Source organism: Pantoea sp. S-LA4 (genome assembly GCF_054482835.1).
In genome coordinates this window covers 461,776-475,571 of the sequence record NZ_JBTLRC010000004.1, presented here as the reverse complement: position 1 = coordinate 475,571, position 13,796 = coordinate 461,776, and the positions used below count along the sequence as shown (strand labels likewise).

14 protein-coding genes are annotated in these 13,796 nt (G+C 57.9%); 4 read left to right on the top strand and 10 right to left on the bottom strand.

Annotated features, from left to right (window positions below):
- Window positions 1-6: 6 nt before the first annotated feature.
- Both ACX3P5_RS22735 and ACX3P5_RS22730 read right to left on the bottom strand, forming a co-directional pair.
- Window positions 7-789: a molybdate ABC transporter permease subunit gene (locus ACX3P5_RS22735; RefSeq protein ID WP_458969454.1), complete on the bottom strand. Its 783-nt coding sequence runs from the start codon at window positions 787-789 to the stop codon at window positions 7-9.
- Window positions 786-1,703 carry an extracellular solute-binding protein gene (locus ACX3P5_RS22730; protein ID WP_458969453.1) on the bottom strand — a complete coding sequence of 306 codons (918 nt, stop codon included), beginning with the start codon at window positions 1,701-1,703 and terminating at the stop codon, window positions 786-788. Before ACX3P5_RS22730 ends, ACX3P5_RS22735 begins: the two co-directional genes overlap by 4 nt.
- Window positions 1,704-2,243: 540 nt before the next feature.
- Here ACX3P5_RS22730 and ACX3P5_RS22725 point away from each other — a divergent pair.
- The 3 genes from ACX3P5_RS22725 to ACX3P5_RS22715 all read left to right on the top strand — a co-directional run bounded on the left by ACX3P5_RS22725 (window position 2,244) and on the right by ACX3P5_RS22715 (window position 4,331).
- Window positions 2,244-2,513 carry a hypothetical protein gene (locus tag ACX3P5_RS22725; protein WP_233988578.1) on the top strand — a complete coding sequence of 90 codons (270 nt, stop codon included), beginning with the start codon at window positions 2,244-2,246 and terminating at the stop codon, window positions 2,511-2,513.
- A gap of 164 nt (window positions 2,514-2,677) precedes the next feature.
- Window positions 2,678-3,694, top strand: a complete 1,017-nt coding sequence (ahr, locus tag ACX3P5_RS22720) for an NADPH-dependent aldehyde reductase Ahr (RefSeq protein ID WP_233988579.1) — start codon at window positions 2,678-2,680, stop codon at window positions 3,692-3,694.
- A gap of 109 nt (window positions 3,695-3,803) precedes the next feature.
- Window positions 3,804-4,331 (top strand): sterol desaturase family protein, encoded by a 528-nt coding sequence (locus ACX3P5_RS22715; protein WP_458969452.1) that lies wholly within the window; start codon window positions 3,804-3,806, stop codon window positions 4,329-4,331.
- On the opposite strand, the gene crtB is transcribed toward ACX3P5_RS22715, so the two are convergent.
- The 6 genes from crtB to ACX3P5_RS22685 all read right to left on the bottom strand — a co-directional run bounded on the left by crtB (window position 4,270) and on the right by ACX3P5_RS22685 (window position 10,779).
- A complete protein-coding gene (crtB, locus tag ACX3P5_RS22710; RefSeq protein WP_233988581.1) occupies window positions 4,270-5,199 on the bottom strand; it encodes a 15-cis-phytoene synthase CrtB in 930 nt (309 codons plus the stop codon). The two genes, ACX3P5_RS22715 and crtB, sit on opposite strands and share 62 nt — an antisense overlap.
- Window positions 5,196-6,674, bottom strand: a complete 1,479-nt coding sequence (locus ACX3P5_RS22705) for a phytoene desaturase (protein WP_458969451.1) — start codon at window positions 6,672-6,674, stop codon at window positions 5,196-5,198. The genes crtB and ACX3P5_RS22705 overlap by 4 nt, the downstream gene beginning before the upstream one ends.
- The gene (gene crtY / locus ACX3P5_RS22700; protein WP_458969450.1) at window positions 6,671-7,831 is read right to left on the bottom strand and encodes a lycopene beta-cyclase CrtY; all 1,161 of its coding nucleotides are present in this window, start codon (window positions 7,829-7,831) and stop codon (window positions 6,671-6,673) included. Before crtY ends, ACX3P5_RS22705 begins: the two co-directional genes overlap by 4 nt.
- Window positions 7,818-9,110, bottom strand: coding sequence for a glycosyltransferase (locus ACX3P5_RS22695; protein WP_458969449.1), 1,293 nt, complete (start codon window positions 9,108-9,110; stop codon window positions 7,818-7,820). Before ACX3P5_RS22695 ends, crtY begins: the two co-directional genes overlap by 14 nt.
- Before the next feature lie 9 nt (window positions 9,111-9,119).
- On the bottom strand, window positions 9,120-10,028 hold the full coding sequence (locus tag ACX3P5_RS22690) for a polyprenyl synthetase family protein (protein WP_458969448.1): 909 nt from the start codon (window positions 10,026-10,028) through the stop codon (window positions 9,120-9,122).
- Between the two features lie 220 nt (window positions 10,029-10,248).
- Window positions 10,249-10,779, bottom strand: coding sequence for a YtfJ family protein (locus ACX3P5_RS22685; RefSeq protein WP_233988586.1), 531 nt, complete (start codon window positions 10,777-10,779; stop codon window positions 10,249-10,251).
- A gap of 169 nt (window positions 10,780-10,948) precedes the next feature.
- On the opposite strand from ACX3P5_RS22685, the gene ACX3P5_RS22680 reads away from it, so the two are divergent.
- Window positions 10,949-11,176 (top strand): hypothetical protein, encoded by a 228-nt coding sequence (locus ACX3P5_RS22680; protein ID WP_233988587.1) that lies wholly within the window; start codon window positions 10,949-10,951, stop codon window positions 11,174-11,176.
- Window positions 11,177-11,228: 52 nt separating this feature from the next.
- Here the strand turns inward: ACX3P5_RS22680 and ACX3P5_RS22675 are convergent, their stop codons facing one another.
- Together ACX3P5_RS22675 and ACX3P5_RS22670 are read right to left on the bottom strand one after the other, a co-directional pair.
- Window positions 11,229-11,906, bottom strand: coding sequence for a pirin family protein (locus tag ACX3P5_RS22675; protein ID WP_233988588.1), 678 nt, complete (start codon window positions 11,904-11,906; stop codon window positions 11,229-11,231).
- 134 nt (window positions 11,907-12,040) lie between these two features.
- Window positions 12,041-13,771, bottom strand: a complete 1,731-nt coding sequence (locus ACX3P5_RS22670) for a DUF2534 family protein (RefSeq protein WP_458969447.1) — start codon at window positions 13,769-13,771, stop codon at window positions 12,041-12,043.
- Window positions 13,772-13,796 lie beyond the last annotated feature (25 nt).

Below are 13,796 nucleotides of genomic sequence, written 5' to 3'. Positions count from 1 at the left end.
CTCGATTCAGGGCAGCATCTGGCGACGGTTCTGCGCATTACGACGGGTAAGCGCGAAGCAGGCCAGCGGGACCGGTAGAGTAAACAGCAGCAGTAACCACAGCAGGACATAAACCGCGTCCACACCATCATTCTGCAAATTGTTGTACAGCTTAACCGGCATCCCCTGCGGAAAATAGGCAAAAATCATCACGATACCAAATTCCCCCATTGCCCGAACCCAGGCCAGTGCCACTGCGGTGGCTAAGCCTGACGATGCCAGCGGTAAGGATAACCGCCAGAAGCGTTGCCACGGCGAGGCGCCCAGCGTCCGGCCTGCCTCCAGAATCACCACCGGCACGTCGGCAAAGGCGGCGCGTGCCGCCATCACAAAATAGGGCAGGGCGCCGTACCACTGTGCCAGCACAAAGGCGGCAGGATTGTTGGTCAGCGCAATACCGGCCCGCGCCAGCAGTGAACCGGCCGGGCTGTAAGGTCCCCAGGCGCTGACCAGTAAGATGCCCATCGCCAGCGGTGGCGTCAGCAGCGGGATCAGCACCAGCAATTCAGCCACCAGCCGGGGTTTACCACGCGCCTGCGCCAGCCACCAGGCCAGCGGCAGGCCACTGAGGATCACCAGCATCAGGGAAACGGCACCGAGAACCAGCGAGGTGGCAATGGCGTTGCTGTCACCCCACGCCAGCCGGAAGTGAGTCCAGTGAGTCAGGCCGATCAACGTGACAAACGGGACGGCCAGCATCAGCAAGGCGGGCAGAGAGAGCCACAGTGCAGTGGCCGGCGGTCGTCTCATGGCCAGATCGCATCACCTTTGGCGGCGGCGTAACCATATTGCTGAAACAGCTGCTGACCCTGTGGGCTGCGCAAAAAATCGATAAAAGCCTGACCGGTCTGTTCGCCGTGTGGGGCGTTTTTCAGCACCGCTGCGTAATAGACCAGCGGTTGGGTATGCAGCGTTTTGTCATGGCCCTGACTGTCTTTCAGCGTGAAACTCACGGTGTCGTACCACTGTTTCGCCTCGGCCGGATTGCTGAGATTGATGGCGTCCGGCAGGGACAGATAAGGCAGGTGCGCTGAACGCACTTCACTTTCATAACCCGCTGCCGCATCCACCTGACCGCTTTCCAGCCGCGTCAGCAAGCCGCCTTCAAGGTTAACCTGCGCCGGATTTTGCACCCCGCCCATAATCTTCTCTGCCATACCCGGCTTCTGGTAAAACTTCTCTGCCAGCAGCAGGGTAAAAACAATATTCTGACCTTTAGGATCGTTGACCGGATCGGTGCGGCCAAATTTTAGTCCCGGCGTCGCCAGCAGATCCAGCCAGCGGCTATCGTTGCCGTTTAACGCAGCAAACTGTTGGGCATATTTTCCTTTCGGGTTATAGGCAATCACCATGCGGGTGCTGGCAACCGGAACCGCGTTATCGATCAGTCCGGCCTGTTTCAGAATGCGCATCGGACCCGGCGTAATCGAAACAAACACATCGGCGGTCAGTTTCTTACTGGCCAGCAGGCGTGCCATTCCGTAAGCGCCCTGTCCCTGACCCTGATAATGGCTGTTCTGCTGACGGGCGAAGGCGGGCCCAAGACCTTCATCCATCACCTTGCCCATTGAGCCCGCATAGGTAACGTGAATATCGTTACCGGCGAGCGCCGATGCGGTTAAACCCATTCCCAGTAAAAGCGCCGAATATCGTAATAAAGCCATGTCGTTTCTCGTTATATAAAAAAGTAGATAGCGATTATCGGAACTGAAACAACGACAGGCAAGCGGGAAATTATTGCGAAATATAGCCCGGCGTCGGGTGGTCTGAATTTCAGCCAGGAAAAGGCAGGTTGATCGGATCATGCCGCCAACTTGTATTGATGAGATATGAACACCTGAATGGTTGTCAGAAAGCACTGAATTTTTCGCCCGATGCACAAACGGGTAGCGATCGGTCGCGAACCCGTCATCACAGCACAGGAACCAGCTAAAAAGTCAGCCACATCATTCAGTTACGCGCGCAGAAAAACTGTTAAAAAAATCGCCGTTTGAACCGAACTGGCGGCGTAAAACGAGACAACGCGCGACAAAAAGATTTAAACTCATCGGCTTTTGGAATTCTGACGGCCTGGCCCGGCGCAAGCGTTAAGAAGCAGCTATAGTTATCACCAGACTTCAGAGCCATTAACTTGCAGACCCGATGCTGCGATACATTCCGCTATACCTTTGCCCGGAGCCAAATAGCGTTAAAAGAGGTTAATTTTGCAGACAGATCTCTCCTGGAAAACTCTTCACCACATCATTAATCAGACCATCTCTGACATGCTGGATGAACATCAGTCGATTAACGTCTTGTCTCTGCGGGCGAGGCTGCGCGAACTGGCTGAAAAGGAAGAAGATGAGATGCTGGTGTTGTGTTACTGGCAGGCGAGCAAAATTCTGATGCGATTACCGGCCACCGTGACGGCCAGCCAGCTGATGTCCGCGGCGCGTCATGCTTTCCGCACTCCCCTTAATCACGACCCGCTCTGACCGCTCTCGCGCAGCATCCGCTGTGCGGCAGAAAAATTCCGCATTTAACCGATGAAAGCTGCACATTAACAGCAGCTTATGACGGCTGTCTGTTGCTAAGCTGACCCTTGAGTTGCCCACGTTATCCCCCGGCGATGCATTCATCCGTTGATTGAGGAAAGAGAATGAGTATCAAAAGTTATGCCGCTCTTCATCCCGGCGAAGCGCTACAGCCCTATGAATACCAGCCCGGACCGCTGCAGTCAGAAGAGGTTGAGGTCGCGGTAGAATACTGCGGCATCTGTCACTCCGATCTCTCAATGATTGATAATGCCTGGGGCGGATCGACCTATCCGCTGGTGGCGGGACATGAGGTGATTGGCCGCATCGTGGTATTGGGCGACGGTGCGCAGCAAAAAGGGCTGCATATTGGTCAGCGCGTCGGCATCGGCTGGACGGCGAAGAGTTGCCACTATTGCGATGCCTGCCTGAGCGGCGATCAGGTTAACTGTCGGCGGGGAAAAGTCTCCACCATTAATAATCATGGCGGATTTGCCGAACGACTGCGGGCGGACTGGCAATGGGTGATCCCGCTACCTGAGGCGCTGGATGCCGCCAGCGCAGGCCCGCTGTTATGTGGCGGCATGACGGTGTTTAAACCGCTGCTGATGCACAACATCACAGCCCTTAGTCATGTCGGGGTCATTGGTATCGGCGGCCTGGGTCACATGGCGATCAAAATTCTGCGCGCGCTGGGGGCCGAGGTTACCGCATTCAGCTCGACAAGCGAAAAGACGCCGTCAGTGCTGGCGCTGGGGGCAAATCAGGTGGTCGACAGCCGCGATCCTCAGGCGCTGACTGCGCTGGCGGGGCAGTTTGATTTAATCATTAACACCGTTGCGGTCGATCTTGACTGGCAGCCCTATTTTACCGCCCTGGCGCCGCATGGAAAATTTCATACGCTGGGTGCGGTGATGACGCCGTTCAGCGTGCCCGCCTTTAACCTGATTGTCGGCGATCGCAGCCTGAGCGGTTCTTCTACCGGATCGCCGGTTCAGCTCCGGGCGCTGTTAAAACTGGCGACCCGCGCCGATATCGCGCCGGTAGTGGAGTATTTTCCGATGTCGCAAATCAATCAGGCGCTCGACCATCTGCGTGCCGGGAAAGCCCATTATCGCATCGTACTGAAGGCGGATTTTTAATTCTGACGCCTGAGTTTGCGGCTGCTTCGTTCAGGCGCCGCTGTTTTTCCTGAACTCTGTTAAAATTGACCTTTACGCCACTTTGCAGGATGCATGTTCGGGAGAAACTATGTTGTGGATTTGGAATGCCCTGATTGTTCTGGCCACCGTTATTGGCATGGAGATAACGGCTGCGCTGGCACACAGATATATCATGCATGGCTGGGGTTGGGGCTGGCATCTTTCACATCACGAGCCGCACAAAGGCTGGTTTGAACTCAACGATATGTACGCGGTGTTGTTCGCCGGGCTGGCGATTCTGCTGATTTATCTCGGCAGCATCGGCTTCTGGCCGCTGCAGTGGATCGGCGCGGGCATGACGGTATATGGCCTGCTCTATTTTATGGTGCATGACGGGCTGGTGCATCAGCGCTGGCCGTTTCGCTATATTCCGCGTCGCGGCTATTTCCGCCGTCTCTATATGGCGCACCGGATGCATCACGCAGTGCGCGGTAAAGAGGGCTGCGTGTCGTTTGGCTTCCTGTACGCGCCGCCGCTGTCAAAGCTGCAGGCGACGCTACGGGAACGTCACGGCGCTAAAGCGGGCGCTGCCAGAGATGTGCCGGACGAGGAGCATGACGCGCCAGCCGGGAAGTAATCGCCTGGCCTGAAGCCGCCACCAGCAGCGCCAGTTTCTCGGGTGTGCTGGTGGACTGGCGCTGATCCCACGCCTGCTGACCCGCCTCATCGACCTTCATCCCAATCTTACGGTACACCTGCTTTGCCGTGGCGATCGCCCATGCCGAGCGCAACGGTAAGCCGGCTAAACCCGCGGTGGCGGAGTGATAATAGGGTTCCGCGTGCTGCACCAGCCGCCGCGCAATCCGGCTCAATGCCTGACGATGTTCAGGCGCGGCCAGGTTTTCTGTGGTTAATCCTTCTTCAGCCAGCCACGCCGCGGGCAGATAGCAGCGGCCCGCTTGCGCATCGTCGACAATGTCGCGCGCAATATTGGTCAGCTGAAAGGCCAGGCCTAAATCGCAGGCACGATCGAGCGTTGGCTTATCGCGTACGCCCATGATCTGCGCCATCATCAGACCCACCACGCCCGCTACGTGATAGCAGTAGCGCAGGGTATCATCCAGCGTCTGATAACGCGCACCGCGCACGTCCATCGCAAAACCGGCCAGATGATCAAAGGCATAAGCAGGCAGGATATCGTGCGCCATCGCGACTTCCTGAAACGCGGCAAAGGCCGGTTCATGCATCTGCGAGCCGGCGTAAGCCTGGCGCGTTTTCATCTCCAGCTGCGCCAGCCGCTGTTCAGGTGATTGCAGCGAAGGGGTATCGTTGCTGAAACCCAGTACCTGATCGTCAATCACGTCATCACAGTGGCGGCACCACGCATAAAGCATCAACACGCTGCGCCGGGTTTTGGCATCAAACAACTTCGAGGCGGTGGCAAAACTTTTCGATCCCACCTCCATGGTTTCAACGGCATGATCGAGTAATGACGCATTATTCAAGCCAGATCCTCCAGCATTAATCCCGCTGTCGCTTTCGCCGATCCAATCACGCCGGGAATGCCCGCGCCAGGATGGGTACCTGCGCCAACCAGATAGAGATTGTTGATATGCTTATCGCGGTTGTGCGGCCGGAACCAGGCACTCTGAGTCAGGATCGGCTCCACCGAGAAGGCGGAGCCCTGATACGCATTCAGCTCATCGCGGAAATCAAACGGCGTGAACATCCGATGCGTCACCAGCTGGCTGCGCAGGCCTGGCATGTAGTGCTGCTCAAGATAGTCAAAGATACGGTCGCGCAGTTTCGGGCCTTCGACGGCCCAGTCGAGATCGGCGGTGCCGAGATGCGGCACCGGCGCCAGCACGTAGTAACTGCCGCAGCCCGGCGGGGCAAGCGACGGATCGGTGACGCACGGCGCATGCAGGTAAAGTGAAAAGTCCTCAGCCAGACCATCGCGATTGAAAATTTCATCGATTAATTCGCGATAGCGCGGCCCAAAGCAAACGGTGTGGTGCGCGAGCTGATCGTGATGATGATTCAGGCCAAAGTAGAGCACAAACAGCGAGTTACTCATTCGTTTGCCCTGCAGGGTTTCTCCCTGCGCGACCGATGCCGGGTGCTGACTCAGCAGATCGCGGTAGGTATGGACCACGTCGGCATTGGAAGCCACAGCGGTGGTTGGCAATACCCGCCCGTCCTGAAGGTGAACCGCAGTGATCTTATCTCCGGCGGTTTCCAGTCGGGCGACTTTGGCATTCAGCTCCACTTCCCCACCCAGATCTTCAAACAGCTTCACCATGCCCTGTACCAGCGCACCGGTACCACCGCGCGGGAACCAGACGCCCCATTCACGCTCCAGCGCATGGATCAGGGTATAAATCGACGAGGTGGCAAACGGATTTCCACCCACCAGCAGCGAGTGAAAAGAGAACGCCTGGCGCAGATGCTCATCTTCGATGTAGCTCGCGACCTTGCTGTAAACACTGCGCCACGCCTGCAATTTAGCCAGCTGTGGCGCGGCGCGCAGCATATCGCGGAAGGATAAAAACGGCACGGTGCCGAGCTTCAGATAACCCTCGGCAAACACCGCGCGCGAATAGGCGAGGAAGCGGCGATAGCCTTCAACGTCACGCGGATTGAAAGCGGCAATCTGTGCCTCCAGCGCTGGCTGGTCATTGTCGTAGCTGAAGACCTTGCCAGACTCCCAGCACAGGCGATAAAACGGTTTCACCGGCAGCAGTTCGACATAATCGGAAAGCTGCTTACCGGCCAGCGTGAACAGCTCTTCGATGGCGCTGGGATCGGTAATGACCGTCGGGCCAGCGTCGAAGGTATAGCCCTGATCCTGATAAACATAGGCCCGACCGCCTGGCTTATCGCGCTGCTCCAGCAGTCGGGTCGGGATGTCTGCAGCCTGAAGGCGGATCGCCAGCGCCAGGCCACCAAAGCCTGCGCCAATAACTGTGGTTCTTTTCATTGCATCGCCTGTTGACGGTGAGGAGTCATAACAGCCTGTAACGCAGCCAGTACGGGAACCGGTGGCTTGCCGCTTAAAATGCGCAGCCGATCAGGCAAAGTGAGTTTTCCCGCATAAAAACGGGCGATCAGGCCTTCCGGCAGGCCGTAAAAACGTTGCATCACCTGCCAGCGCTGGTCAGCCGGACCGGCCAGAAACAGCATCCGGTTCAGCATGCGAAAGAAGCGCTGTTGCTGCCAGGCCTGGCTGGCGAAGTGTTGAATAGTGGCGTGCAGCGTATCCGGGTTAAAGGTGGTCATCTGCGCCAGCCGATCGGCCAGCGCCACCGCCAGCGGCAGGGAGTAACCGGTGGTGGGATGAAACAGCCCGGCGCGCAATCCGCTGCACGGCAGATCGCGGGTCTGCCAGAAGGCGTCAATGTCGCCGGTCAGGGTAATCGGCAGCGCACCCTGTTCTTCACGCAGCAGCCGCGTTAACTGCCAGCCCTGACGAGCAGCATAGTCGCGAATATTTTGCCGCGCGCGATCGGCGCTCAGCGTGGCGTCATCAATATAGTGGGTATCTTCAATCAGCAGGGTATCGGCTGAGAAGGGCAGGCTATAGACAAAGCGGTAACCTGCCTGTTGATCGACCGTTGCATCCATAATGATCGGCGTGGTGAGACCGTGCGGCTGGCTCAGTTGCCACTCCTGCCCGACAAACGCCTGAAATCCCATGCGTAACGCCGCATCCGGCTGATAACCCCGGCCATCAATCACGGCGCTGGCCTCCAGCACACGGCCATCGGCCAGGGTTACCGAGCGTGACGCCACGCTTTCAACCGCGGTGTTCAGCAACAGATGCTGTTGAAAACGATCGCGCATCACCTCCGCGAAGCGCTCGGCGGTCACGCAAAAATAACCGCTGTTCAGGCTGCGGTGGCGCTGGGGAAAACGCACCTGATAGCCCGGCCAGTGATGAACCACCAGCGGGGCGATCCAGCGGTGCTGGGTTTCGCTGAGATCCTCGGCGTGAAACGACCAGGTATGATTAGCACCGGGCTGGCTCTCAGCCTCAATCAGCAGAATACGCAGTGACGGATGTTGCTGGCGCAGGCGTAACGCGATTAAGCCATTCGCCAGCCCGCCGCCGACCAGAATCAGATCATACGACGGCATAATCCCTCCGGCTCAAAACGGGCCTGCGGGTCAGCATCGCCTGTTCGACAATGTCTGCTGCCAGCGCGGTGCCGCCCGCCGTGGTAACGGCGTGACGCATCCGGCTCATCTGTTGCCGGTAGCTGTCGTCATCGAGCAGCGCCTGCAGTTGCCGGGCCATAGCGTGGCTGGTGGCGAAACGGGAAACGCGCCGGCCCACGCCGTGATAAACGATGCGTGCGGCAACGCCAGGCTGATCAAAAGCCAGCGGAATCGCCAGCAGCGGCGTCAGATGATTGATGGCGTCCAGCACGGTATTCATGCCGCCGTGGGTTATCACCAGATCCGCCTGGGATAAGGCGGCAGCCTGGTCGGCGAAATCGACCACCTGCGTCTGGCTGCTACGCGCCAGCTTCTCGGCCTGAAACGGTGTCAGGCGACCACAGTGCGCCAGCAGCAGCTGGGCATCCAGCTCCTGACAGGCGCGGACGACAGTTTTGAATAAGCCGTAACGGTGTCCCTGCAGCGTGCCGAGCGAGGCAAAAATACGCGGCTTATCGCCGTGTGGAAAGTAGCGTGGCGCAGGTGATGACGGCGGCTTAATGGCGCGCAGTGGACCGACCGCGTGAAAATGGTCTGGCAGCGCCTGGCGCGGAAAATCAAATTCCGGAACCAGCTGGCTGATCTGGGCCAGCGGTGAAAAACAGTGATGCAGTTTTTCCCGCGGCGCTAATCCCAGCGCATGGGCATTGCGGGCGATGACCCGATCGTGACGCCGCATCAGCCAGTCATAAATTTTTTCACTGGTGCGATAACGCTCGCGCGCCGCATCGCTGGTGCCATAGTCAAACGGCATCACCGCCAGCGGAAAATCGGCTTCACGGTTAAGCGGCAGGGCGCAGGCCACCGACACATAGGGCAGATCCAGCGCTTCCGCCGCCAGCGCGCCGGCCGGTTCCATCTGATCAACAATCACCCCATCCACCGCCAGCGTGTTAAGCACCACCGGCAGTTCACGACACAACATATCGCTGGTACGGGCCATTTCGTTGATCAGTTTCAGCATTGACGGACCCAGCGGATGCGCCGCCAGTTGCAGCGTATGCGCCAGGCTGCCGGCCGGATGGCTGGCTAGTCCCAGCGGGAAAAAACCGATATCACTGTCGTTGAGTAATGCCCTGACGTCAGTTTGCTGGATAAACGTCACGCGATGACCGCGTGCAATCAAGGCCTGGCTGAGATGCTGAAGCGCCCGGACGTGGCTGAAGAAAGGCGGCGCAATCACCGCAAAGTGGCTCATGCAGCATCCTTAACTGACGGCAGCGAGTTTTTTCTCAAACCAGGCCTGAATGAAATGTTGTGTGGCGTAACCGTCATGGCAGGCCAGCAGAAGATGTTCGCTAGCGCAACGCAGATGGTCTCGCAGGCGTTTTTCCACCGCCTGAGCACCCAGCAGATTGACCAGCGTCGATTTGCCCGCGTCCTGATTGATATCTTTACCGGTATCACCCATGCCATCGGTTAAATCATCCAGCAGCTGAAAGGCCTGCCCGAGATTGAGTGAGAAGCGATGAAGCTGCTCGCGCACGTCATCTGACGCACCGGCGGCAATGGAGGCCATCTGCATCGAGGCACAAAACAGGGTGCTGGTTTTAAAGTGATTGGTCATCAGAATGGCGTCAGCGCTGCGTGGTTTATCCCCTTCGGACAGGTCTTTAAACTGGCCCTGCACCAGCCCCTGCATCCCGATTGCATGGGAGAGTTCGCTGACCGCCTGCGTTCGGGCGCTGGCCGACAGGCTTTCCGCCGTCGCAATCACACCAAAGGCTTTGCTCAGCAGCGCGACCGCCGCCAGAATCGCCACATGCTCACCATACTGGCAATGAATGGTAGGACGTCCGCGCCGCATCAGCGCGTCATCCATACAGGGCATATCATCCAGAATAAGCGAAGCGGCGTGGACCATCTCAACCGCACAGGCGAGATCCAGCAGGCCGGTCGGACTGGCTTTACAGCCGAGATCGCGTGCCGCCAGCAGCAGCAGCATCGGACGAATACGTTTACCCGGTGCCAGCGCGCCTTCGCGCATTGCCGCACCAACAAAATCACGTTCACCTTCAACCGGCAACAAGGCGTCGAGCCGTTGCTCAATATCGTTCAACAGATTTGCTGCATCGCTGTGTGTGGAATTGACGTGTTTTTCTGCGCAGACCGTCATTAAGGCTGTCCTTATCTACAGAGGAATTCACAGCAGGTCGAAATGATTCGATGCCATCTTTAATAATCGTCCCCGGCTGCCATAGCATAGTTGGCAGGTTTTCAAAGAACGGCGGGTAAATCCATTCAAACAATAGTAGTTGAGGATCGCGAAAAAGTTGGGAAATTCAGCAGCATTCAGCGTTTCTTTACCTGAATTTTCACCTGGCACAGACGCCGGATTAGCCGAGTAAACGACGCAGCTCGCTGATTATCCCGGCGACCTCTTCAGCGCTTAATGCACCATCTTTAGCGAAGCGAACTCTGCCCTGACGATCAATCACCGCGACCGCCGCGTTGCCCGGTTTGAGCTGCCAGCTGTGGGCTGTCACGCCGCTGTTATCAATAATAAACTGCTGCCACGGCGCGGCTTTCTTGCTTGAGGCGATGCTGCGAACCACAAACAGACCGCTGCCGGGCAGGGCATCGTCGGTATTCACAATGGTGGTGGTCTGGAAACCCTGACGCGGCAAATTCGCCTGCTGGATCGCCTCGATTAATCCTGCGCTCTGCTCTTTGGCCGACAGGCGACCCGCAACATGAATAATTAACCTGACTTTACCGGTCAGGGTCTGGCTATTCCAGCGCTGGTAATTAATCTCGTCATGCTCGATGACCATCTCGCCTTTATCGGCAATGTAAACCGGGGGAACCGGCTGACCGGGAACCAGAGTATGTGCGCAACTTAATGCTGAAACAAATAGCAGACTCATCAATCCATAACGGCGCACGGTATCCTCACTTCTTGGTGGTTTGGCGGTCGGCTGCGGGCAATTTCAGTAACAGGCAGATGATTAGTAACACATCTCTGTTTCAGATCAATAAAAGCATTTAAGAAATGGACCGAAAATGCAGGCTGGTAATCCGTTCAGGAGGTGAGAGATGAGTACAGCATTAATGACATTACCTGAATTTGCCCGTTATATTGGCATCGAAACACCGACGCTGGCGCGTGCGTTTTGTTGCCGTGGATCGCTGGCCGGCGTGCCGCTGCCCCAGGCGATGGATGATGCGCCGCTGACTCAGCGTCACTGGCTGCGCGACGATGTGCGGCAGTTCAACCATATATTCAGGCGGGTTCAGGCGATGCAGCAGCAACGGTCGCAGTAACGCCGCGATCAGAACCAAAGGTTATTAGCGCGGGAACGATTCCCGCGCAGGGTTATACCACGCTGTCAGGTTTAACCAGAAAGCAGATCAGGTTGGCGTCACGGTCACCAACAATTTCCAGCGCGTCATCAACGCCACTGACGGCGTCACCGCGAGACAGTCGCTCCTCACCAATCCGAATCACGCCCTCCAGCACCGTCATGTAAGCGACGAAACCCGGCAGCGACGGCACCTCAAGCGTATGACCACGCTCCAGCAGCGCGTCGTAGATGTACGCATCCTGCCGCAGCTCCAGCGGGGCGTCAGAGGTTTCCGGCCCTGCCAGCTCGGTCCAGCCGTTGGCCATAATACCCTGATCGCGCTCCAGCACCTGGGTCATGCCTTCGCCGCCGCGCTCAGCCGGTCGGATCACCGCCTGCAACAGTTCCGCCTCATACAGCGGAACCGACTCTTCATACTGTACGCCATCACCGGCGTTGACCAGCATCACCCGCTTAGCAGAGAGTGAGGTGCTTTCACCGTTACTGTCCTGATGGCGCATCGATCCGCGCCACAGATAGGTAAAGACCTCTTCATCGCGATGCAGCTGCATCGGAATACGGGCATCGAGTTTCAGCGTCATCAGGTCAACGCTGACCAGTGGGCTTAACGCCTCGCCGGGGCGCTGGCGGCGTACGGTAAAAGGTCCGTACTCAAACAGTTGTTCAGGATTAGCACGCACGATGTTCATGATGGGCTCTTTTATAAGGGGTCGATAACAATGATGATAGCGGTTACGCAGGGAATGAGAAGCCGGCAGATTTGCCGGGCCTCGTCAGTTAATTTGAATAACGGATTGCCCGCCGTTGAGACGGGCAACCGGTTTTATTTGCCTTGTTCGTCGCTTTCGCCCAGGAAGAAATACCACAGCGGAATCGATAACAGACCGGTGAAAACCGTGGAGTAAAGCAGGATCATCATCGCCTGGGTGATGTACATGGTCAGCGACCAGCTGCTGAACGGGATCTGATACTGATCGATGACACCGCCGATCATCGCGTTCGCCATCACGGTTATGACAATCAGCGCCAGTACCGTCACGCTGCGCAGAAAATAGCGCATCTCTTTGCGTTTATTGGCGAAGCGCGCCTGAATAATCGCCAGCGGTGACTGCTTATCCGGCGCAGTATCGACGCGCTGTTCCGTTGCGCGCTGCGCACGACGCCAGCGCTGGATATCGATCAGCACCATAATCAGCAGGCTGATCCCCATCAGCGGCAGCGCGTAGCCCAGTGCCAGTACCAGAATCAGGCTGGCACCCTGAACGTAGCGCGGCAGCGCCAGCCAGGCTGACAGCAGCGTCTGCGACGGGCTAATCTGCGGCACGGCCGGACGACGCATCCACCACATACGGTAGCCCAGCACGATCATCGCACAGAGTCCGAAACCGAACAGTGCCAGAATCAGCTGGTTGGGCAGGCCAAACAGCACGCCCATGTGCGCATCCACGCCCCAGCGGGTCAGTTTTGCCACCAGCGGGAAGTGAGCAAACTCCACCCGATCGACCAGGCTGAAATCGTTGGGATTGATCGAGACCGCATCGACCTGGCTCGGCCAGCTGCGATCAATCTCAGAGATGGTCCACGCCTGATCAGCTTTTTTCGGCTGACGTAACTCCAGCTTGCTGGCGTGCAGACCGGCGTCACGCGCGGCGTCCAGTGCGCGATCCCAGTTGGCATCCGGCTGATTTGGCATCACGGGCGCGGCTTTTCTGGCCGGCATCGCCATATCGGCCATTGTCATGCCTTCACTATTTCCGCGGTGGTCAGCATGGGGATCGGCGGCCGCAGCAGGCGCGTCACCGTTCAGCGCGGTGGTAACCTGCGGCGTCATCCAGCCCAGATCGCTACGCATTTTTTCAATATTGCTGCCGGCCCACTGTGACCAGGTCAGCCCGGTGACAGAGAAGAACACCAGCCCGATCGCCAGCACCAGTCCCAGCGTAACGTGCCAGTGACGGGTCGCGGCGAAACCGCGACGCGGTTTTCTGGCGGCACGTCGGGGCCGGGTTCCCAGCCACAGCACGATCCCCCCAAGTGCCGCGACCCACAGCCAGGAGGCAGCGAGTTCGCTGTAGTTACGGCCTGCGTCGCCCAGCAGTAACCCGCGATGTAGCTGATCGAGCCACATCCGCAGCGGCAATACACCGCTGGTGCCATACACCGTCATATCACCCTTAACCTGCAGCGTGTAGGGATCGATAAACAGCGAGCGGGATTCCGACGGGCCGAGGTCGCGGCCGGTGAACTGCACCCGGGTGGTATCCTGCGGACCGGGGGCCGGACGAACGGCGTAAATGCGGGCGTTTTCACCTGCGCGCTGGCGGGCAGCGGCGATCTGCGCCGACAGCGGTTTTGCCACGCCCTGCGCATCCGTGGTTAAGGCGTCATGGTAGATCGCCTGCTCAAGCTGCGGCGTCAGAACGTAAAGCGTGCCGGTCAGCGCGGCGACAAAAATGAAAGGCGCAATGAACAGGCCAATATAGAAATGCAGGCGGCGAAACAGATTCAACACCGTGCCGTGCGGTGCAGGTGTTATTTCATGAGAAGAGGACATAGATTCCACACTTTTCAAAAGACAG

Excerpts from the sequence above, each read along its gene's own strand:
- ACX3P5_RS22735 (WP_458969454.1), bottom strand. The coding sequence starts at position 789 with ATGAGACGACCGCCGGCCACTGCACTGTGGCTCTCTCTGCCCGCCTTG.
- ACX3P5_RS22730 (WP_458969453.1), bottom strand. The coding sequence starts at position 1,703 with ATGGCTTTATTACGATATTCGGCGCTTTTACTGGGAATGGGTTTAACC.
- ahr (WP_233988579.1), top strand. The coding sequence starts at position 2,678 with ATGAGTATCAAAAGTTATGCCGCTCTTCATCCCGGCGAAGCGCTACAG.
- ACX3P5_RS22715 (WP_458969452.1), top strand. The coding sequence starts at position 3,804 with ATGTTGTGGATTTGGAATGCCCTGATTGTTCTGGCCACCGTTATTGGC.
- ACX3P5_RS22705 (WP_458969451.1), bottom strand. The coding sequence starts at position 6,674 with ATGAAAAGAACCACAGTTATTGGCGCAGGCTTTGGTGGCCTGGCGCTG.
- crtY (WP_458969450.1), bottom strand. The coding sequence starts at position 7,831 with ATGCCGTCGTATGATCTGATTCTGGTCGGCGGCGGGCTGGCGAATGGC.
- ACX3P5_RS22695 (WP_458969449.1), bottom strand. The coding sequence starts at position 9,110 with ATGAGCCACTTTGCGGTGATTGCGCCGCCTTTCTTCAGCCACGTCCGG.
- ACX3P5_RS22690 (WP_458969448.1), bottom strand. The coding sequence starts at position 10,028 with ATGACGGTCTGCGCAGAAAAACACGTCAATTCCACACACAGCGATGCA.
- ACX3P5_RS22685 (WP_233988586.1), bottom strand. The coding sequence starts at position 10,779 with ATGAGTCTGCTATTTGTTTCAGCATTAAGTTGCGCACATACTCTGGTT.
- ACX3P5_RS22680 (WP_233988587.1), top strand. The coding sequence starts at position 10,949 with ATGAGTACAGCATTAATGACATTACCTGAATTTGCCCGTTATATTGGC.
- ACX3P5_RS22675 (WP_233988588.1), bottom strand. The coding sequence starts at position 11,906 with ATGAACATCGTGCGTGCTAATCCTGAACAACTGTTTGAGTACGGACCT.
- ACX3P5_RS22670 (WP_458969447.1), bottom strand. The coding sequence starts at position 13,771 with ATGTCCTCTTCTCATGAAATAACACCTGCACCGCACGGCACGGTGTTG.